This is a genomic window from Arthrobacter sp. AFG7.2, from assembly GCF_002892835.1.
GTDB lineage: Bacteria > Actinomycetota > Actinomycetes > Actinomycetales > Micrococcaceae > Arthrobacter.
The window spans coordinates 515,369-536,616 of record NZ_PJMB01000002.1 but is presented as its reverse complement, the minus strand read 5'-3'; the positions used below and the strand labels follow the sequence as shown (position 1 = coordinate 536,616).

At 64.9% G+C, this 21,248-nt stretch carries 14 protein-coding genes, 2 tRNA genes and 1 riboswitch; of the genes, 12 read left to right on the top strand and 4 right to left on the bottom strand.

What is annotated here, in order from left to right; all coding sequences use genetic code 11:
• Window positions 1-21: 21 nt before the first annotated feature.
• A tRNA-Gly gene (locus tag CXX84_RS06260) sits at window positions 22-95 on the bottom strand.
• A gap of 142 nt (window positions 96-237) precedes the next feature.
• On the opposite strand from CXX84_RS06260, the gene CXX84_RS06255 reads away from it, so the two are divergent.
• From CXX84_RS06255 to CXX84_RS06230, 6 genes are all read left to right on the top strand, one after another.
• A tRNA-Pro gene (locus CXX84_RS06255) sits at window positions 238-312 on the top strand.
• 82 nt (window positions 313-394) lie between these two features.
• Window positions 395-1,789 carry a trigger factor gene (gene tig / locus CXX84_RS06250; RefSeq protein WP_102975809.1) on the top strand — a complete coding sequence of 465 codons (1,395 nt, stop codon included), beginning with the start codon at window positions 395-397 and terminating at the stop codon, window positions 1,787-1,789.
• 235 nt (window positions 1,790-2,024) lie between these two features.
• Complete coding sequence (locus tag CXX84_RS06245; protein ID WP_102975898.1) at window positions 2,025-2,642, top strand: ATP-dependent Clp protease proteolytic subunit; 618 nt, start codon at window positions 2,025-2,027, stop codon at window positions 2,640-2,642.
• 38 nt (window positions 2,643-2,680) lie between these two features.
• Window positions 2,681-3,340: an ATP-dependent Clp protease proteolytic subunit gene (locus CXX84_RS06240; RefSeq protein WP_102975808.1), complete on the top strand. Its 660-nt coding sequence runs from the start codon at window positions 2,681-2,683 to the stop codon at window positions 3,338-3,340.
• A gap of 175 nt (window positions 3,341-3,515) precedes the next feature.
• The gene (clpX, locus tag CXX84_RS06235) at window positions 3,516-4,796 is read left to right on the top strand and encodes an ATP-dependent Clp protease ATP-binding subunit ClpX (protein WP_102975807.1); all 1,281 of its coding nucleotides are present in this window, start codon (window positions 3,516-3,518) and stop codon (window positions 4,794-4,796) included.
• A gap of 78 nt (window positions 4,797-4,874) precedes the next feature.
• Window positions 4,875-5,489, top strand: a complete 615-nt coding sequence (locus CXX84_RS06230; RefSeq protein WP_102975806.1) for a DsbA family protein — start codon at window positions 4,875-4,877, stop codon at window positions 5,487-5,489.
• Window positions 5,490-5,834: 345 nt separating this feature from the next.
• Here the strand turns inward: CXX84_RS06230 and valS are convergent, their stop codons facing one another.
• A complete protein-coding gene (gene valS / locus CXX84_RS06225) occupies window positions 5,835-8,456 on the bottom strand; it encodes a valine--tRNA ligase (RefSeq protein ID WP_102975805.1) in 2,622 nt (873 codons plus the stop codon).
• 115 nt (window positions 8,457-8,571) lie between these two features.
• Between valS and CXX84_RS06220 the strand changes: the two genes are divergently transcribed.
• Window positions 8,572-9,330 carry an SDR family oxidoreductase gene (locus CXX84_RS06220; RefSeq protein ID WP_102975804.1) on the top strand — a complete coding sequence of 253 codons (759 nt, stop codon included), beginning with the start codon at window positions 8,572-8,574 and terminating at the stop codon, window positions 9,328-9,330.
• Window positions 9,331-9,355: 25 nt separating this feature from the next.
• On the opposite strand, the gene CXX84_RS06215 is transcribed toward CXX84_RS06220, so the two are convergent.
• Complete coding sequence (locus tag CXX84_RS06215; RefSeq protein WP_102975803.1) at window positions 9,356-10,438, bottom strand: endonuclease/exonuclease/phosphatase family protein; 1,083 nt, start codon at window positions 10,436-10,438, stop codon at window positions 9,356-9,358.
• A 336-nt stretch (window positions 10,439-10,774) separates the two neighbouring features.
• On the opposite strand from CXX84_RS06215, the gene ileS reads away from it, so the two are divergent.
• Genes ileS through ndk form a run of 4 tightly spaced genes read left to right on the top strand, consistent with a single transcriptional unit; the run spans window position 10,775 to window position 16,406 of the window.
• A complete protein-coding gene (ileS, locus tag CXX84_RS06210; RefSeq protein WP_102975802.1) occupies window positions 10,775-14,116 on the top strand; it encodes an isoleucine--tRNA ligase in 3,342 nt (1,113 codons plus the stop codon).
• Between the two features lie 3 nt (window positions 14,117-14,119).
• Window positions 14,120-15,478 carry a bifunctional folylpolyglutamate synthase/dihydrofolate synthase gene (locus CXX84_RS06205; protein ID WP_102975801.1) on the top strand — a complete coding sequence of 453 codons (1,359 nt, stop codon included), beginning with the start codon at window positions 14,120-14,122 and terminating at the stop codon, window positions 15,476-15,478.
• Window positions 15,479-15,481: 3 nt separating this feature from the next.
• Window positions 15,482-15,946 (top strand): DUF4233 domain-containing protein, encoded by a 465-nt coding sequence (locus CXX84_RS06200; RefSeq protein WP_102975800.1) that lies wholly within the window; start codon window positions 15,482-15,484, stop codon window positions 15,944-15,946.
• A gap of 40 nt (window positions 15,947-15,986) precedes the next feature.
• Entirely contained in the window at window positions 15,987-16,406 is a 420-nt protein-coding gene (ndk, locus tag CXX84_RS06195) for a nucleoside-diphosphate kinase (protein ID WP_102975799.1), read from the top strand.
• A 64-nt stretch (window positions 16,407-16,470) separates the two neighbouring features.
• Here the strand turns inward: ndk and CXX84_RS06190 are convergent, their stop codons facing one another.
• Window positions 16,471-17,142, bottom strand: a complete 672-nt coding sequence (locus CXX84_RS06190; protein WP_102975798.1) for a vitamin K epoxide reductase family protein — start codon at window positions 17,140-17,142, stop codon at window positions 16,471-16,473.
• A 438-nt stretch (window positions 17,143-17,580) separates the two neighbouring features.
• On the opposite strand from CXX84_RS06190, the gene CXX84_RS06185 reads away from it, so the two are divergent.
• Window positions 17,581-21,006 carry an Rne/Rng family ribonuclease gene (locus CXX84_RS06185; RefSeq protein WP_102975797.1) on the top strand — a complete coding sequence of 1,142 codons (3,426 nt, stop codon included), beginning with the start codon at window positions 17,581-17,583 and terminating at the stop codon, window positions 21,004-21,006.
• A 143-nt stretch (window positions 21,007-21,149) separates the two neighbouring features.
• A riboswitch (TPP riboswitch) is annotated at window positions 21,150-21,247 on the top strand.
• Window position 21,248 lies beyond the last annotated feature (1 nt).

Genomic DNA, 21,248 nt, shown 5'->3' with positions numbered 1-21,248 from the left:
GGTGAGGGGCCCTTTGATCCTTGGAGGGGACGACGGGAATCGAACCCGCGTAATCAGTTTGGAAGACTGAGGCTTTACCATTAAGCTACGTCCCCGAAAGAAGCTGCATCTGCAACATTAGCAGGCCGGCAACTTCGGGCTGGCTGTTCAAGCCGGATACAACTAAACCTAATCCATGGGCTACGTGTCAAATGTGCAAACTCGGCGCGTATCACCGTAGACTTGCCTGTGCACTTACGGGGTGTAGCTCAGCTTGGCTAGAGCGCCTGCTTTGGGAGCAGGAAGTCGCAGGTTCAAATCCTGTCACCCCGACTCTGCGGCCCGGACCTCACGGCCTGGACAAAAACATTGCGTTTGCAGATACCCATCCCACAATCCCAGGAGTACTTAGACCGTGAAGAGCGCTGTCGAGAACCTCACCCCCACGCGGGTCAAGCTCAATGTTGAGGTCCCCTTTGAGGAATTGAAGCCCAGCATCGACTCGGCCTACAAGACCGTTGCTTCGCAGATCCAGGTCCCGGGCTTCCGTAAGGGCAAGGTGCCCGCAAAGCTCATCGACCAGCGCGTCGGCCGCGGCTACGTCCTGGAGACGGCCATCAACGAAGGCCTCAACGGCTGGTACCAGGCTGCCGTGCAGGAATCCGGCATCCGCCCGCTGAGCCGCCCCGAGGTTGAGATCACCGAGGTTCCGGACCCGTCCGCAACCGACGGCGGCCTGAAGTTCGCCGCCGAGGTTGACGTCCGCCCCGAAATTGAACTCCCCGACTACGCCGGCATCAAGGTTGAGGTTGAAGCGGCCGAGTCCTCTGACGAAGACGTGGACAAAGCCCTCGACGAACTGCGCGGCCGCTTCGGCACGCTCAAGTCGGTCGAGCGCCCGGCTGCAGACGGTGACTTCCTCACCATCGACATCACTGCCACCATCGACGGCGAGGAAGTCGACTCTGCTGCCGGCCTTTCCTACCAGGTTGGTGCAGGCACCATGCTCGAAGGGCTCGACGAAGCCGTCACCGGCCTCAGTGCCGATGAAGACGCCATCTTCGACACCACACTGGTGGGCGGGGACCACGCCGGCGAAGCAGCCCAGGTCAAGGTTGTCCTGAAGGCCGTCAAGGAGCGCGAGCTCCCCGAGGCCAACGACGACTTCGCCCAGCTCGCTTCCGAGTTCGACACCCTCGCTGAACTCCGCGAAGACCTGGCCAAGCAGGCCGCGGACTCCAAGGTTGTGGAGCAGGGTGTTGAAGCGCGCGACAAGGTCCTGGACAAGCTCGTTGAACTGGTAGAGGTTCCCGTTCCTGACTCCGTGGTTGAAGAGCAGCTCGAGGCCCACTTCAAGGAGGGCAACGGACACGGCGAAGGCGAGCACGACACCGAGGAGCACCGCGAGGAAGTCCGCGCCAACACGGCCCGCGCCTTCCAGAACGAAATCATCCTCGACGCGATCGCCGAGAAGGAAGAAGTCAACGTCAGCCAGAACGAGCTGATCGACTACATCGTTACCACTGCCAGCCAGTACGGCATGGACCCGAACCAGTTCGCCCAGATCATCGACCAGAGCGGCCAGGTGCCCATGATGGTCTCCGAGGTCCGCCGCCGCAAGGCCCTGGCCGTTGTCCTCGGCCAGGCTGAGGTCACCGACACCGACGGCAAGGCCGTCGACCTCAGCGACTTCGTCCGCCCCGGCAACGAAGAGGAAGCTCCCGCAGCCGAGCCTGTTGAGGCTGAGGCAGTGGAAGCGGAGACCGCTGAGGGTTCCGTTGAGGAAGAGACCGCAGAAGCAAAGGCCTAGGCCTTAAGACACACAGTTCCAAGGGCCCCCGGATCACCTGATCCGGGGGCCCTTTGCGTTAATGACCAGGCCGCTGCGGGCAGGGCCTGCCGATCGTGCGCCGTCAGCGAACAGCCGCGGGTGCGCGAACAAATCGCTGATGAAACCGGTTAGTGTCCAAGTAGTGATTTTCAGTGATGTCACCGTCACCAGCGAGAGGTTAGTACACATGTCACAGCACACAGAGTCCCCCCGGATGGCGACTGTCGATCCTGCAGCCCAGGACAACTACATCTACAACCGGCTCCTGAAAGAGCGGATCATCTGGTTGGGCTCAGAGGTGCGTGACGACAACGCCAACGCCATCTGCTCACAGCTGCTGCTCCTGTCCGCGGAAAACCCGGACAAGGACATCTACCTCTACATCAACTCCCCGGGCGGCTCCGTCACGGCCGGCATGGCCATCTACGACACCATGCAGTTCATCCCGAACGATGTGGTGACCGTAGCCACCGGCCTGGCCGCGTCCATGGGCCAGTTCCTGCTGTCCTCGGGTACCAAGGGCAAGCGCTACGCCACCCCGAACGCCCGCGTCCTGATGCACCAGCCGTCAGGCGGCATCGGCGGCACCGCCTCGGACATCAAAATCCAGGCCGAGCTCATCCTGCACATGAAGAAGGTCATGGCGGAACTGACCGCGGAGCAGACCGGGCAGACCGTTGAGACCATCCTGAAGGACAACGACCGTGACAAGTGGTTCACGGCAACTGAAGCGCTGGAGTACGGCTTCTTCGACAAGATTGCCGCCCACGCCAACTCGGTTTCCGGTGGCGGCGGAACTGCCAATGGAACATCCGGCGAGTCAGACCAGTAATCCGGCATACAGAACATCCAGATCAGGAGCAACAAAAAATGACCTACAACTTCGGATCGACTGCCGGCAACCTTCCGTCCAGCCGCTACGTCCTGCCCCAGTTCGAGGAACGCACTCCGTACGGTTTCAAGCGCCAGGACCCCTACACCAAGCTCTTCGAGGACCGCATCATCTTCCTCGGCGTGCAGGTGGACGACGCCTCGGCCGATGATGTCATGGCCCAGCTGCTGGTCCTCGAGTCCACGGACCCGGACCGCGACATCACCCTCTACATCAATTCGCCAGGTGGCTCCTTCACGGCCATGACGGCGATCTACGACACCATGCAGTACATCCGCCCCGAGATCCAGACCGTCTGCCTCGGCCAGGCCGCAAGCGCGGCAGCGGTCCTGCTGGCGGCAGGTACTCCGGGCAAGCGGCTCGCCCTGCCCAACGCGAGGGTCCTGATCCACCAGCCCGCACTTTCCGGCGGGCAGGGCGGCCAGGCATCGGACCTCGAGATCCAGGCAGCAGAAGTCATGCGCATGCGCTCCTGGCTTGAGGACACCCTCGCCCACCACTCGGGACGGACCTCGGAACAGGTCAACAACGACATCGAGCGCGACAAGATCCTCACCGCCGCGGAAGCCCAGGCCTACGGCCTGATTGACCAGGTCCTGGATTCACGCAAGATCAAACCGCAGGCAATCACCAGGTAACGGTAAAGTAGTGGGCCGGTGGCGTCATTCATTTGGCCCCACCGGCCTTTTCCTTCCACCCTCGGGCGCGAATGTGACCTAGAGTGGATGTTGTCACAACCGGTCCATCCAGGCTGGTGGAGATTCCAGCAACGGTGCAAGGCTGCCTGGCAGCAAGATACTAAGGGGTTCACATATGGCTCGGATTGGCGAGAGCACGGATCTGCTGAAGTGCTCTTTCTGCGGAAAGAGCCAAAAGCAGGTGCGCAAGCTCATTGCCGGGCCCGGTGTCTACATCTGCGATGAATGCATTGAGCTCTGCAACGAGATCATAGAGGAAGAGCTCGCGGAAGTTGCCGATCTGGGGAGCTTCGAACTTCCCAAGCCCCGTGAGATCTTCGACTTCCTGCAGGAATACGTCATCGGCCAGGAACCCGCCAAACGTTCCCTCGCCGTCGCGGTCTACAACCATTACAAGCGCATCCAGGCGGGCCATGCGCCCAAGTCCGGAAGCCTCGCTGACGGCGGACACCACGACGACGTCGAGATCGCCAAGTCAAACATCCTCCTCATCGGCCCCACGGGCTGTGGCAAGACCTACCTGGCCCAGACCCTGGCCCGACGCCTGAATGTGCCGTTTGCCGTGGCCGATGCCACCGCCCTCACTGAAGCCGGCTACGTGGGCGAGGACGTGGAGAACATCCTCCTCAAGCTCATCCAGGCCGCCGACTACGACGTCAAAAAAGCCGAGCAGGGCATCATCTACATCGATGAGATCGACAAGATCTCACGGAAGAGCGAGAACCCTTCCATTACCCGCGACGTCTCCGGGGAGGGTGTCCAGCAGGCGCTCCTGAAGATCCTCGAAGGAACTGTGGCCTCGGTTCCGCCGCAGGGCGGCCGCAAGCACCCGCACCAGGAATTCATCCAGATCGACACCACGAATGTCCTGTTCATCGTGGCGGGCGCTTTTGCCGGCCTCGAGGAAATCATCGGCTCCAGGTCCGGACGGAAGGGGATCGGCTTCGGCGCCCCCCTCAACGAGGCCAGCAAGAAGGTCGACTCCTACGGCGAGGTCATGCCTGAAGACCTGCTGAAGTTCGGGTTGATCCCGGAGTTCATCGGCAGGCTCCCGGTCATCACCACCGTGTCCAACCTGGACCGGGACGCCCTGATCCAGATCCTGTCCACGCCGAAGAACGCTTTGGTAAAGCAGTACCAGAAGATGTTCCAGATCGACGGCGTGGAGCTTGTCTTCGACGACACTGCCCTCGACGCCATCGCTGACCAGGCCCTGGAACGTGGCACAGGTGCCCGTGGGTTGCGGGCCATCATGGAGGAAGTCCTGCTTCCCGTGATGTTTGACCTCCCCAGCCGCGAGGACGTGGCAAGCGTCGTCATCACGGAGGACGTTGTCCTGAGGGGTGCAGAACCCACCATAATCCCGCACGTCACCAAGCGTCGGAAGTCCGCCTGACTCTGGCATCTGATCAACGCACACCACCCTGCATGTTGCGGTTGCCCTGCGCAGCGGGCCCAATCGGAAGGATTCCCCATGACTGAAGCCCCCAGGAACAAGGCCGACTTTTGGTTCGATCCGTTGTGTCCTTTTGCGTGGATCACGTCGCGTTGGATCGGTGAAGTGGAAAACGTCCGCGACATCGAAACGGTGTGGCACGTCATGAGCCTTGCAGTGCTCAACGAAGGCCGCGAACTCGAACCCGCCTACCGTGAATCCATGGACAATGCGTGGGGCATGGTCCGCGTGATCATCGCCGCACAGCAGGAACACGGCCAGGAGGCAGTCAAGGGCCTCTACGATTCCATGGGTACCTGGATCCACGAGCGCGGCGAAAAAGACCGGGACGTTGTGATCACCAAGGCACTGGCTGAATGCGGCCTCCCCGCAAGCCTCGCCGATGCCGCCGCCACAGACGCCCACGACGGGCAGCTCCGGGCCAGCCACGAGGAAGGCATCTCGCTGGTGGGCCAGGACGTCGGAACACCCGTGGTCGCCTTCAACGGAACGGCGTTCTTCGGCCCGGTGCTCACCAGGATTCCCCGGGGCGAGGAGGCCGGCAAGCTGTGGGACGCCACCACCGCGATTGCTTCCTACCCGCACTTTTTTGAACTGAAGCGCAGCCGGACTGAACGGCCCGAATTCAGCTGACGTTGGCCTGCCGGGGACGCGGCGGGACGGTAGAGGGCCCCGGGAGAACTACCAGCGTGTAGTTCACCCGGGGCCCTTGTGCATCAGCTGAGGCAGGACAACAATGGTTCTTACCCCCTTCGAAAGAAGGGGGACGCAGGAACCGACGATTCAGTGATATGTATTTGACGCAGCCATCGGCAAAGCCGGATACAAGCTACCAGTGACGTGGTAGGAAGACCTGAAATTTCCAAGGATCCTGCCAGACCATCAAGACGTCACCGGATGGCCGAAAGTCGAAGCCCCACCAACGGCAAAACGCTGATGGGGCTTCCCCTTTGCCCGAATACAGGGCTCACAACAGAACTAGGCTTTCGCGGGCTCTTCGGTCGGAGCCAGCGCCACGTCAGTGACGGCCAGTTCGCCCTCACCCGCCACCAGTGAAATATCACGTGCGTTGGAGGCTGCCTTCAGGTCCGCAAGGCCAGCCTCGAGCTGGGCCGTGAGGTCCGCCGGTGCGGTGATGGTCGCGGAAAGGACCTCGGTCCGCTGCTTGACCTTCGCCTCGGACTTCGCCTTGCGGACTCCACTCAGCGCGATCCCGACGGTAGCCAGCATCGTGGTGTCGCCGCCGGCCACCGCCAGTGCCGCCGGCCACTCCGCGCGGTGGACCGAGCCCTTGCGCCACCAGCTCCAGACCTCTTCGGTGGCAAACGGCAGGAACGGCGCGAAGAGCCGGAGCAGGGTGTCCAGGGTGGTTGCCAGGGCGGCAAGCACTGAGGCCTGTTCGGTTTCACCGGCGGCACCGTAGGCGCGGTCCTTGATGAGCTCGACGTAGTCGTCGGTGAACTGCCAGAAGAAGCTCTCCGTGATCTGCAGCGCCCGCGCATAGTCATAGTTCTCAAAGGCCTTGGTGGACTGGGCCACAACCTCTGAAAGCTGCGCCAGTACCGCCCGGTCCAAGGCGTTGGTCAGCACTGAAAGGTCACCCGACAGCACCGAGTCCTCGGTGGCGCCCAGGTTCAGCACGAACTTTGAGGCATTCAGGAGTTTGATGGCCAGGCGGCGGCCGATCTTCATCTGGGCGATTTCGTACGCGGTGTCGGCGCCGAGCTTGGCGGAGGCGGCCCAGTAGCGGACAGCGTCGGAACCGTACTCCTCCAGCACATCGGTGGGTACCACCACGTTGCCCTTGGACTTGGACATCTTCTTGCGGTCCGGATCCAGGATCCACCCGGAAATGGCAGCGTGCTTCCACGGTGCGCTGTTCTCCAGCGCATCCGCGCGCACCACGGAGGAGAAGAGCCAGGTCCGGATGATGTCATGGCCCTGGGGCCGGAGATCGAACGGGAAGACCTTGGCGAAGAGGTCTTCGTCGCGCTTCCAGCCGCCCACGATCTTGGGAGTCAGCGAGGACGTTGCCCAGGTATCCAGGATGTCCGCGTCACCGGTGAAGCCGCCGGGAACATCGCGCTGTGCTTCGTCAAAGCCGGGAGCGGCGTCCGCGGCGGGGTCCACCGGCAGCTGCTCATCGGAGGGGATGATGGGGGAGTCGTAGTCCGGGTTGCCGTCGGCGTCCAGCGGGTACCAGACGGGGATGGGCACACCGAAGAAACGCTGCCGGGATACCAGCCAGTCGCCGTTGAGCCCGGCGATCCAGTTCTCGTAGCGGGAGCGCATGAAGGCGGGGTGGAAGTCGATCTCATGGCCGCGTGCGATCAGGCGTTCGCGGCGGTCCTCGTCGCGGCCGCCATTGCGGATGTACCACTGGCGCGACGTCACCACTTCGAGGGGCTTGTCGCCCTTTTCGTAGAAGTTCACCGGGTGCATGATCTTCTTGGGCTCACCGTCCAGCAGCTCAGCGGCGGTGAGTAGCTTCACCACTTCTTCCTTGGCGCTGAAGACGGTCTTGCCCGCGATCGCGGCAAAGGCTTCGCGGCCGATGTCGGTGGTGATCCATTCGGGAGCCTCGCTGACGATCCTGCCGTCCCGGCCCACGATGGCACGGGTGGGCAGCTGCAGTTCACGCCACCAGGTGACGTCGGTCAGGTCACCGAACGTACAGACCATGGCGATGCCCGAGCCCTTGTCCGCTTTGGCCAGCGGGTGCGGCCTGACCTCGACCTCAACACCAAACACGGGGGACGTGACCTTCTTGCCGAACAGCGGCTGGTACCGTTCGTCGTCGGGATTTGCCACCAGCGCGGCGCATGCCGCGAGCAGTTCGGGACGGGTGGTCTCGATGTAGATCCTGTCCCCGTCCTCGGTGAAGAACGGGTAGCGGTAGTACGCCCCGGGCACCTCGCGGTCCTCCAGTTCGGCCTGCGCCACCGCCGTACGGAACGTCACGTCCCACAGGGTGGGCGCCTCTGCCATGTAGGCGTCACCTGCGGCGAGGTTGGCCAAAAAGGCACGCTGCGAGACCGCCCGCGAATTGTCATCAATGGTGCGGTACGTCAGCTCCCAGTCCACGGACAGGCCCAGGGTCTGGAAGAGGTTTTCGAAGACCTTCTCGTCCTCGACGGCCAGCTCTTCACACAGCTCGATGAAGTTCCGGCGGGAGACGACGTCGAAGTCCCGCTGGTTCTTGGCGGGCTGCGCCGGCGGCTGGTAGTCCGCCTTGTAGGGGATGGCAGGATCGCAGCGGACACCGTAGTAGTTCTGCACGCGGCGTTCGGTGGGCAGCCCGTTGTCGTCCCAGCCCATGGGGTAGAAGACGTTTTTGCCCGTCATGCGCTGGTAGCGCGCCAGCACGTCAGTCTGGGTGTAGGAGAACATGTGCCCCACGTGCAGTGATCCGGACGCGGTGGGAGGGGGAGTGTCGATGGAATAGACCTGGTCACGGGTGGTCTCCCGGTCGAACTTATAGGTCCCCTCGGCCAGCCACCGCTTCGTGAGGGCAGCTTCGAGGCCCTCGAGGGCCGGTTTGTCCGGAACGTTGATAGGGGCGGTGGTGGGCGTGTCTGTACCCTGAGTGTCTTCAGCCATGTGGCAATTGTTTCATGGCCGGGCACTTCCGCCGGCCCGGCGTCGGGCGTGGCCACGCCGAGCATCCGCCATGTCATCCAAGGGCGGTCATCCTGCCGCCCGCTAGGGTGGTGCCATGACTGACGTTTCGCAGAAAAAGGCAGCCTTGGTGACCGGCGCGAGCAGTGGAATCGGGGAAGCCACCGTCCGTGCCCTGGCAGCGGAAGGGTGGACGGTGTTTGCCGTGGCCCGCCGTGCAGAACGCCTCGCGGCGCTGGAAAAGGAGACGGGCGCCGTCGCAATCCCCGCCGACATTTCCGCGGACGACGACGTGTCCCGGCTGCTGGCCCGGGTCACCGAAGCGGGCGGCATCGACACGCTGGTGAACATCGCCGGTGGCGCCAGGGGCGCCGATACCATCGGCTCAGCCCGCACCGAGGACTGGGAATGGATGTACCGGGTCAATGTGCTTGGCACCATGAAACTCACCAGGGCGTTCCTGCCGATGCTGCGTGCCACCGGCGAAGGGACCGTCCTTAACCTGACTTCCACCGCCGGGCTGGCAGCCTACGAGGGCGGCGCCGGCTACAACGCTGCCAAGTTCGCCCAGCACGCCATGACGTCGGCATTGCGGCTGGAGGAGGCGGAGCACAACGTCCGCGTGATCGAGGTGGCACCAGGGCTGGTCCAGACCGAGGAGTTTGCCCTGAACCGGCTCGGAGACAGCCAGGCCGCCGCCAAGATCTACCACGGTGTGGACAAGCCGCTGACAGCCGGCGACGTGGCCGATGTAGTGCGGTACGCTGTCGCCGCGCCGCACCACGTGAACCTGGACCAGATCGTGATCCGGCCCGTGGCCCAGGCCTCAAACTACAAGATGGTCCGCCGGGCCTGACTTCGGGGCGGACGCGGGCCCCGATTCAGGGCAGCACCAGCCGGGCGAGAACCGCAGCATGGTCTGTTCCCGGGAGCCTCACCACCTGGAAGTCCGCCACGCCGATTCCGGGGCTTACCAGGACATGGTCGATGGCCACGAAGGCGGGCGCAGGGGAGTTTACGGGCCAGGTGGGTGTCAGGCCCTTGCCGGCCACGTCCGCCGCATCCGCCAGTCCGGTTGCCACGAGCTCCCGGAACTCCCGATGGTCGGCGCTCGCGTTGAAGTCACCCAGCAGGATGGTGTGATGGCCGTCCGGCAGCGCCAGCCACAGACCGCCCAACTGCCGCAGCTCCTCGCGCCACGAAGGTATGTGTCCCCGGCGCGGGGAATCAACATGCACTGCCGTCAAGTGCACCGGGCCTGCTGCGCCGGGAACCGCGGCCACGGCACGGCTTTGGTGGAACGCGGAGCCAGGCACCCGCTCCACCCGCTCAAGGGGAAAGCGCGAGAAGAGGGCGCTTCCGGTTCCCACCCAGTCCACATCGGTGGCGCGGTACGGCAGCAGGGAAGCCAGCCCGGCTTTATCCAGCTCCTTCAACCCAAGAGGCGCAAGCTCCGGCAGGGCCAGGATGTCCACACCGCGGCTCCTGATCTCTGACACCAAAGCCCGGGGGTCGATGCCGGTGGAACCAACGTTCACGGCCATCACCGTCAGTTCCTGTCCGGGAGCACTGCGGCCTGGCGGACCTGATAACTCAGTAGTGCCCCGCTGCACCTGGCTGGACTGCACGCGGGCCAATGGTCCGGGAGCCGCCACAACGCGGTCCAAAACCAGCCCGAGCTGGGTGACCAGCAGCGCCGCCACCAGGGCCGCCAGCACAGCCCTGCGGGCGGCGGCCTGCAGGATGAGAGCGACGACGGCGGTGGCAAGTGCCGCCGTCGTGGTGAGCAGGGCCGCCGGAAACAGCGACAGAAGCTGGATCCAGGGGCTGCCGACGTCCCAGGGAACCAGACGCAGGACCATCAGGGCCGCGCCGGGCAAGGCCAGGACGGCCGTGATGACTGACCACCGGGACCGCGGCAGCAGGGACCACATGCCGGGCCGGCCGCCGCCGTTCTCTTGCATAGGTTCCATATTGGTGGCCCGGCGCGGGAAATAGTAGACTCGAAAGCGGCTATGACCCGGCAATCACCGGTGAGCTTCCGGAAGAACACGCGGGCTGCCTGTCGAACTGACACACGGGGGGAACGCGCCAGTAGAACCGGACGGGTAAGCCCGTCACAGCAGTAACGAGTGGCCGGTGTGGCGCATGCTCCCCGCGGAGCATGCAGCGCCGGTAAGTGAGGTGGTACCGCGGTGAGCGTGGAGTCCGGCCGGACACCACGGAAAACCGTCCTCGCATCCTGAACGGAACAGAAGGCGCAAGCCGGCAGTTCGCCAAGCTCAACCCAGGATGTCGACATGTCGTATTACCCGAAGGCCTCAGCCTCCACCACTGCTTCCACCAGCACTTCGGCCGGCGGCGCCGTTTCCGCCTCCGTGAAGTTTCCGGAGATCGAAGAGCGCATCCTGAAGTACTGGGACACCGATGGCACCTTCCAGGCCAGCATCGACCAGCGCAGCGCAGACGTCCCCGGCGGCGAGCCCGGCAGCAACGAGTTCGTCTTCTACGACGGCCCGCCCTTCGCCAATGGCCTGCCTCATTACGGGCACCTGCTCACCGGTTACGCCAAGGACCTTGTGGGCCGGTACCAGACCCAGCGCGGCAAGCGCGTGGAGCGCCGCTTCGGGTGGGACACCCACGGGCTGCCCGCCGAACTGGAAGCCATGAAGCAGCTGGGCATGACGGACAAGACCCAGATCGAAGCCATGGGCATCGACAAGTTCAACGACGCCTGCCGCGCCTCGGTGATGAAGTACGCCGACGAATGGCGGAACTACGTGACCCGCCAGGCACGCTGGGTGGACTTCGACAACGATTACAAGACCCTCAACGTGGAGTACATGGAGTCCGTCCTCTGGGCGTTCAAGCAGTTGCACCAGAAAGGCCTGACCTACAACGGGTACCGGGTGCTTCCGTACTGCTGGAAGGACGAGACGCCGCTGTCCAACCACGAGCTGCGCATGGACGACGACGTCTACAAGAACCGACAGGACCAGACAGTCACGGTGACCTTCCCCATCACCGCCGGGGAGTCGGAGCTGTCCCGCCGGCTCGAGGGCGTCCAGGCGCTCGCCTGGACCACGACCCCCTGGACGCTGCCCACCAACGCAGCGCTCGCCGTCGGACCTGCCATCACGTATGCCGTCCTGCCGGCCGGGCCCAACGGCATCAAGGCGGCCTCTGCGGAGGCGCCCGTCACGGGGAGCTTCCTGCTGGCCGCGGACCTGGTGGCCAACTACGCCAAGGACCTGGGCTACGACGATGTCGAGGCTGCCCTGGCGGCTGTCGTGTCCACGCACACCGGTGCCGAACTTGAAGGCCTGGCATACCAGCCGCTGTGGAACGACTTTGCCGACAACGAAAAGTACGGCATGGAGAACGCCTGGCGGTTCCTCGTGGCCGACTACGTCACCACCACTGACGGCACCGGCATCGTCCACCAGGCACCGGCCTACGGCGAGGACGACCAGAAGGTCTGCGAAGAAGCCGGCATCCCGGTAATCCTTTCCGTTGACGAGGGCGCCAAGTTCCTGCCGCTCTTCCAGCACGGCGACCTGCACGACATCGTGGGCCTGCAGGTCTTCGAAGCCAACAAGCCCATCACCCAGGTCCTCCGCGCCCAGGGCCGCCTGGTGCGCCAGGCAAGCTACGAGCACAGCTACCCGCACTGCTGGCGCTGCCGCAACCCGCTGATCTACCGGGCGGTGTCCTCCTGGTACGTGGAGGTCACCAAGTTCAAGGACCGCATGTCCGAACTGAACCAGGAGATCAACTGGATCCCCGGAAACGTCAAGGACGGCCAGTTCGGCAAGTGGCTGGAAAACGCCCGCGACTGGTCCATCAGCCGCAACCGCTACTGGGGCAGCCCCATTCCCGTGTGGCAGTCCAGCGACCCCGAATACCCCCGCACGGACGTGTACGGCTCCCTGGCCGAGATCGAGGCTGACTTCGGCCGGCTGCCGCTGAACAAGGACGGCCAGGTTGACCTGCACCGGCCCTTCATCGACGAACTGACCCGGCCCAACCCTGACGATCCACGTACGCCCGAAGAAGGCCAGTCCGTCATGCGGCGGGTGGAGGACGTGCTGGACGTCTGGTTCGACTCCGGCTCCATGCCGTACGGGCAGGTGCACTACCCGTTCGAGAACGAGGCCTGGTTCGATACGCACAACCCGGCTGACTTCATCGTGGAGTACATCGGCCAGACCCGCGGCTGGTTCTATATGCTGCACATCCTGTCCACGGCCCTGTTCGACCGGCCGGCCTTCCGCAACGTCATCAGCCACGGCATCGTGCTGGGCTCCGACGGGCAGAAGATGTCCAAGAGCCTGCGGAACTACCCGGACGTGTCCGAGGTCCTGGACCGCGACGGCTCGGACGCCATGCGCTGGTTCCTCATGTCCAGCCCCATCCTCCGCGGTGGAAACCTGGTGGTCACCGAACAGGGAATCCGCGACGGCGTCCGCCAGGTCATCCTTCCGCTGTGGAACGTGTACAGCTTCTTCACGCTCTACACCAACGCCGCCAACGGCGGCGCCGGGTACGAGGCCAGGCTCCGCTACGAGGGCTACGCCGACACCCTGGACCAGTACCTGCTGGCCAACACCGGCGAGCTGGTCAGCACCATGACCGAACGGCTGGACGAGTACGACATCTCCGGTGCCTGCGACGCGCTGCGCAGCTACCTGGACATGCTCACCAACTGGTACGTGCGCCGGAGCCGCCAGCGGTTCTTCGACGAGGACCATGACGCGTTTGACGCGCTCTTCACCGCGCTGGAAACCGTCTCCCGGGCGGCTTCATCCCTGCTGCCGCTGGTATCCGAAGAGATCTGGCGCGGCCTCACCGGCGGCCGCTCGGTGCACCTGGCCGACTGGCCGGACGCCGCCCTGTTTCCCGCCAACCCGGACCTGGTCCAGGCCATGGACAAGGTCCAGCAGATCTGCTCCACCGGTTCCTCGCTCCGGAAGGCCGCGAACCTCCGCGTCCGCCTGCCGCTGCAGGAACTCACAGTCGTGGCACCCGGGGCCGATGCGCTGGGAGGTTTCGCCGCCGTCGTCGCCGATGAGCTGAACCTCCGCTCCGTGCGCCTGCTGGATGCCGCCACGGCTTCCCCGGAGGAGTTCGGGATCCAGCAGAAACTGGTGGTCAACGCCCGCGCAGCCGGTCCCCGCCTGGGCAAGAACGTCCAGCAGGCGATCAAGGGTTCCAAGTCCGGTGACTGGTCTGTGGACGACAGCGGGGTGGTGACAGCCGGCGGACTGCAGCTGGAACCGCAGGAGTACACGCTGGAAACCGTTGTTGCAGAGGCCGACGGCGGTGCTGCCGCTGCCCGGAAGGCCGTGGCAGTCCTGCCCGGCGGCGGCTTCGTTGTCCTCAACACCGAGGTCACGCCGGAACTGGAAGCGGAAGGACTGGCCCGCGACATGGTCCGGGCCATCCAGCAGGCACGCAAGGACGCCGGACTGAACGTCAGCGACCGGATCCGGACAAGCATCACCGCGACGCAGGACGTTGTGGATGCGTTGAAAGCCCATGAAGACCTTGTGTCCACCGAAACCCTCACCGTGGAGCTTGGCTTGTATTCCAGCGGTGACGGCACAGAGCAGCAGATCGCCGTCGAAAAGGCAGGGGCCTGATCCATGACTGACGAATTTTCCGTAGAGAGCGTCTACGCCGAACTGCTGGGCCGGGCGCCGGAGAACAAAATGGAGCCGCGGCTTGCCCCGCTGTTCCGGGCCATGGACGTGCTGGGGGAGCCCAACAAGGCGTTCCCGATCATCCACGTCACGGGGACCAACGGCAAGACCTCCACCGCGCGCATGATCGAGTCCGTCCTGCGCGCCCACGGGCTGAGCACCGGGCGGTACACCAGCCCGCACCTGTCCAAGGTGACGGAGCGGATCAGCATCGACGGGCACCCGGTCCCGGATGAAACCTTCGTCAGGATCTGGGACGAAATCCGCCCCTACCTGCAGATTGTGGACTCCGAGCTTGAGGCCGCCGGCGAGCCCCGGCTGACCTACTTCGAATGCCTCACCATCCTGGGGTTCGCCATCTTCGCGGACCAGCCGGTTAATGTCGCGGTCATCGAAGTAGGCCTCGGCGGAATCACCGATGCCACCAACGTGGGAGACGGCCAGGTTTCCGTCATCACCCCGATCTCCCTGGACCACACGGACCTGCTGGGTGACACCACGGAGGATATCGCCTACGAGAAGGCCGGCATCATCAAGCCGGGCGGCTACCTCATCAGCGCCGCGCAGCCACTGGACGCTGCCCAGGTCCTGCTGGACAAGGCCAAGGACGTGGGGGTGCCGTTCCGCTTCGAAGGCGTGGAATTCGGTGTCGACTCCCGGACGGTGGCCGTTGGCGGGCAGATGGTGACCATCCAGGGCATCGCCGGCCGCTACCCGGAACTCCTCGTCCCGCTGCACGGCGCCCACCAGGCCCAGAACGCCGCCGTCGCGGTGGCAGCGCTCGAGGCTTTCTTCGGCGGTGAGAAGGAACTCGACTTCGAGGTGCTGCAGGAGGGCTTCGCAGACGTGACGTCCCCGGGACGCCTTGAAGTCGTGCGGACAGCACCCACCATTGTTGTGGACGCTGCACACAACCCGGACGGCATTAAGGCCTCCGCCGCCGCCCTGCAGGAAGCCTTCACGTTCACCAGGCTGGTGCCGGTGGTAGGAGTGCTGAAGGAAAAGGATGCCGAGGAGATCCTCCGGCAGCTGAAGGAGTCCCTGGGCGGGATGGCCGAGGAGTACTGCTTTACGCAGTCGAATTCGCCCCGGGCCGTGCCGGCAGCAGAGCTCGCCGAACTTGCGGTTGAGCTTGGCTTCGGCGAGGACAACGTGCACATCGCCGAGAAGCTCGACGACGCCCTGGAGTGGGCTGTGGAACGGGCCGAAGCGAACGACGACCTCTCCGGCGGCGTTCTCGTCACCGGCTCCATCACGCTGGTGGCCGAAGCGCGGATCCTGCTCGGAAAGACGGAGGCGTAGGCTATGGCCAGGCTTACCAAAGCCCAGCGCGAGTGGCGCCCGGGCATGCCCAAAAAACGGCGTTCCACCAAGGTGATGTTCGCTTCGACGGTACTGCTGCTGGAAGCCTTCGTCATGTTCTTCGCCACGCTGGCAGTATTTGGACTCCGCCGCGGGGAGTTTCCGCCTGCCGTGATCCTCGGGGTTGGCATCGGGCTGAGCGTGGTGATGATCGTGGCCTGCGCCTTCCTCACCAGGCCCTGGGGCATGGGCCTGGGATGGATCCTGCAACTCGTCCTGATCCTCTCCGGCATCTTCGAACCGGCCATGTTCCTGGTGGGCGCCCTGTTCGCAGCCGCCTGGTGGTACGGCATCCGTACGGGCATCAGGCTGGACCGGGAAGCCGGGGCGCGGGCCCGCGAGCAAGCGGCATGGGAAGCAGCCCAACCGGACCAGGCCGGTCCCGGCCAGCAGCCCCAGTCCCCGTAGACTTGATGCCGAAACCCCTTACCAACGCATTGGAGCAGTTGTGACTACTGAGCGCACCCTCGTCCTGATCAAGCCCGACGGCGTCGCCCGCAACCTCACGGGCGCCATCCTGGCCCGGATCGAAGCCAAGGGTTACACCCTGGCCGAGCTGAAGAAGGTTGAGGCCACACGCGACCTCCTGGAACAGCACTACGAGGAACACGTGGGCAAGCCCTTCTACGAGCCCCTGGTGGAATTCATGCTCTCCGGTCCTGTGGTGGCGGCCATTTTCGAGGGCCACCGGGTCATCGAGGGCTTCCGTTCCCTGGCCGGCACCACCGATCCCACCACCGCGGCCCCCGGCACCATCCGTGGCGACTTCGGCCGGGACTGGGGCCTGAAGGTCCAGCAGAACCTGGTCCACGGCTCCGACTCCACCGATTCCGCCGAGCGCGAGATCAAGATCTGGTTCCAGGGCTGACACCCTCCCGGACAGCAGAAAGCCCCTGGTTCATGGCGAACCAGGGGCTTTTGTGCGGGGCGGTTCAGAACCCCGAGGTCCCGGCGAAGACCTGGATGAAGGCGAAGAAGATGGTGGCGATGACGGCCACGTACAGCAGGGCGGTGATAATCCAGCCGGAGTCACCCAGAATGCGGGCAGCATTGGCTGGGGCCGGAATGACCCCGGTGGTGATGTTCCGGATTGTCACCCAGACAAACAACGGAATCATGGCCGCCCAGACAACCATGCAGAACGGGCAGAGAACGTGGATCACGTAGAGCGCCTGGGACCACAGCCACACCACGAACGCAAAGCCCAGCGTGACACCGGCCTGCAGGCCCAGCCAGTACCAGCGGGCAAAGGTGGCTCCGGCGAGAAGTGACATGCCCACGGTGATGGCGATGGCGAAGGCAACGATGCCGATGAACATGTTGGGGAAGCCAAACAGCGAGCTCTGCCACGTCTGCATCACCTGTCCGCAGGAGATCCACGGGTTCACGTCGCACACGGTCGTGTGGTTGGGGTCCTTAAGGACCTCCAGTTTTTCGAGGACCAGGATCCCGGAGGCAATCCACCCCACGACTCCGGTGATGACCATCAGCCAGCCAAGCTGGCGGTTGCGGGTCATAGGCGGGCGGGTTCCGGTTGTACTGCTGTCCGGAGCCACAGGCCGTTCCGGCGCGTGGGTGCCGTTGACGGGGGAGATGCTGGGCATTGTCGAGGCGTCCTTTTCATCGGGTGGTCCTTGCCCGATTGTAACGCCGGACGCTGGAAAGACCCTTCAGGTACGGGAACGGGTGCTGCCGCTTCCACCGTGAAATAGCCCGGGTATGAGAGAATGAACGTGGCTGGAGCCCGATCCACATTCGGATTCCAGTCCGGTAGCTTGTTCGCAAGACCGCCAATGATGAGCAGCGCAGGACCCGGAATCATCAATCCAGGTCCCGCAACTCCATTGGACGGCACCTGGTTGTGGCACGTGAACAACGGGTTTCAGAACATCCTGCCGGCCCCCACGGGCTGCCGCACCCCACAGCCGGTGCGAACCTGGGGGTATCCACTTGACTTCTGTCAATGCCTGCGGGTTTTGACAATATGTGCCCCAATGGGTGCCGGATGTGGCGGTACGTCAGGGGCAGGAGTGTTGCCACATATGGATAATGAACAAGTTCCAGCCGTTAATGATGAAGCAGCTGTCACGGATGCCGATCCCGCGCCGAAGAAGGCCACGAGGACCCGGCGGAAAGCAGCTCCCAAGGCCGGCGACCCACTGATCGCTGAAGCTGGCCTCTCCGACGCAGTTACAGCGCCCGGGGACAGTGCGGATCCGTCCGCCGGTGAAGCACCAGAAGCCGGGGCTGCCAAGACCCCCGTCCGCCGGAGCCGCTCGCGGAAAAAGGTTGACACAGCCGAGCCGCTTCCGGCTTTCGCCGAGGAGACCACCACACCCGCTGCGGAGACTGCCACACCCGCTGCAGCAACCGTCGATGTTGGTGCCCGGGGCGTAGGTGGAGGCGAACCGTCCGGTGCTGCCGCGGAGGACACGAAACCTGTCCGGCGCCGCCGCGTTGCCACCCGAAAGACCTCTGCCCCCGTGTCCGCCCAGGCAGAGCCCGCTCCCGGGGAGGCCGCAGGGCCATCTGCTGACGCCGCACCGGCTGAAGCCTCCTCCTTCGCCGCGTCGGAGATCAGTGCACCGGTTGTAGACGCCGCGGAGCTCTCAGCCCAGGCTGCCGGGCAGGCTGGCGGCGACGCCCCGCAGACGCAGCCGGCCGGCGAAGCTTCCGCCCCGGCCCAGGCAGCTGCCCCGGTGGCAGCCCCGCAGGACGCTGAACCCGCCGCTGCCGCCCCGCAGGACGCTGAACCCGCCGCCCCGGCCAGCCCGTTCGGCTCCCTGTTCATGGAACCTGGTTCCGCCACCTCGGTACTTTTCCAGGCTCCTGACCTCAGCACCGTTGTCCGTCCTGCACCGGTGGAAGCTGAAGAAACTGAGGAAGACGAAGCGGAAGAGGACGCAGACGACGCCGGCAACCGCCGCAGGCGCCGTGGGCGCGGTCGCCGCGGCCGGAGCCGGACCGGTGAGCGCGACGGTGAAGGAGATGCAGAAAGCGTCGATGGCGCGGACAGCGATGCCGACGACGCCGATGAGGAGTCCGCCGGGCAGGCTGATGAAGGCGTGACGTCCCGCCGCCGTCGCCGCCGCCGCCGCGGGGACCAGGACCTTGAGCTGACGGGCGGGGGAGACGACGATCCGCCCAACACGGTCACCCGCGTCCGCGCACCCCGCGCCGTCACCGAACCCGTCGTGAACAACCGCGTCACCAGCGTCAAGGGCTCCACCCGCCTGGAAGCCAAGAAGCAGCGCCGCCGCGAATCCCGCGACACCGGCCGCCGCCGTACCGTCATCACCGAAGCAGAATTCCTGGCCCGCCGGGAATCCGTGGACCGGCAGATGATTGTGCGCCAGCGCGATGACAGAATCCAGATTGGCGTCCTCGAAGACGGCGTCCTGGCTGAGCACTTTGTATCGAAGACCCAGCAGGACTCCCTGATCGGCAATGTGTACCTGGGCAAGGTCCAGAACGTGCTGCCCTCCATGGAAGCTGCCTTCGTGGACATCGGACGCGGCCGTAACGCCGTCCTGTACGCCGGTGAGGTGAACTGGGAAGCCGTGAACCTCGAGGGCAAGCAGCGGCGCATCGAGAACGCCCTCAAATCCGGCGATACCGTCCTGGTCCAGGTGACCAAGGACCCCGTGGGACACAAGGGCGCCCGCCTGACCAGCCAGATCTCGCTGCCGGGCCGGTACCTGGTGTACGTGCCCGGCGGTTCCATGACCGGCATCTCGCGCAAGCTGCCCGACGTCGAACGCAACCGCCTCAAGCGGATCCTGAAGGACCGCCTTCCGGAACAGGCAGGCGTTATTGTCCGCACCGCCGCCGAGGGTGCTTCCGAGGAAGAGCTGACGCACGACATCAACCGGCTGCGCGCGCAGTGGGAGGGCATCGAGAGCCAGTCGAAGTCCACCAAGATCCTCGCTCCAGAGCTGCTCTACGGTGAACCGGACCTCACCATCAAGGTAGTCCGCGACGTCTTCAATGAGGACTTCTCCAAGCTGATCGTCTCAGGCGAGGAAGCCTGGGACACCATCGAGGCGTACGTTACCTACGTGGCGCCGGACCTGGTGGGGCGCCTGGAGAAATGGACCAAGGACCAGGACATCTTCAGTGCCTGGCGAATTGACGAGCAGATCCACAAGGCGCTCGAACGCAAGGTCTTCCTGCCCTCCGGCGGTTCGCTGGTGATTGACCGCACCGAAGCCATGACCGTTGTGGACGTCAACACCGGCAAGTTCACCGGCAGCGGCGGAAACCTCGAGGAAACTGTCACCAAGAACAACCTTGAGGCTGCGGAAGAAGTTGTCCGCCAGTTGCGCCTCCGTGACATCGGCGGCATCATCGTCATCGACTTCATCGACATGGTCCTCGAATCCAACCGCGACCTTGTTCTCCGCCGCATGGTGGAGTGCCTTGGCCGGGACCGCACCAAGCACCAGGTTGCCGAAGTCACCTCCCTGGGCCTGGTGCAGATGACCCGCAAGCGGATGGGCACTGGACTGCTCGAAGTGTTCGGCGAACAGTGCGAGGCCTGTGCCGGCCGTGGGGTTGTTACCCACGATGACCCGGTGGAACACCGCAGGGCCAACATTGTGGCGGCCGAGCACCATGTCCAGCGGACTGACACCCGCCCGGAGCCCCGTGCCGAGGGCAACCGTGGTGAGGTCCAGCGCGCGGACACCACGCAGCCCGGCGTTCGTCCTGACCGGAAACGCCGCCGCGGCCGCGGCGGACAGCAGCCTGACGTTGCCCCGGCCCCTGCTCTGCAGGTCCACACCGTCCATCCCGACCCCTCGGACGCTGAGCGGCACGCCAAGGCCGAGGCCACCCGGCTGGCCCTCGCCAACATCGCGGCAGCTGCCCACGCAGCCCACCTGCACGACGATGAGCTGGCCGCTGCCAGGCAGGCGCCGCCGGCCCAGCCGGCAGCACCGGCGGAAGAAGCGGACAAGCACGACGGCGAGGCTTCCCGGCCTGCCGCAGTCCTCACCTTTGGCGGGGAGAAAGTGGTCCTGCCCTTCGTCGAGCACGCTGAGGAGCAGCAGCCAAAGCCTGCCCTCACGCTGGACCGGCTCGCCGAGGCGTTCGCCCACCTGGGGGAGCCAGTTCCCGCCGCCGAAGCGGTGGTTGAGCAGCCAGGGTCGCCGGAGCCTGCCCAGGCCCCGGAACAGCGAGAACCGGAAGCGGTCCAGCCGCAGCGCACGGCGCCCGGTGCGGCGGAGAGGGAATACTCGGACCACACGCTGGAGCAGGCCCGCCCCCGGCGGGCGCGGCGCAACCGGAGTGCCAGCCGTGCCCAGGGCGCGGCCAACGAAACCTCGGTACAGCAGCATGAGAATGCTCCGGCCGCGGCAGGAGGTCACTCCCACGCGGCCAAGGCGCCGGCGGCCCGGTCGGGCAGCAGCAAGCCCGAAGAGGCCCCGATCATTCTCGGCGTCGGGGTCCCCGCCTCGGAGCTCTAGGAGCAGTCGCTACACGTGACCGGATGCCCGGCCGCTACACCTCGTGGCGGCCGGGCATCCGTTGTTTAAGGCCTGCGCCCTTGTCCCGGTGCCAGTCGCAATGTGTCACCTTCGCCGTGGGCAGGGCAAAAAAGCTAGGCTGGGGAACCGACACGGGGTGCCGCGCAGAGAGCCGGCTGAGATCCAGACCCGTTGAACCTGTCCGGTTAGCACCGGCGAAGGGATGTCTCTTGTCCACTGCT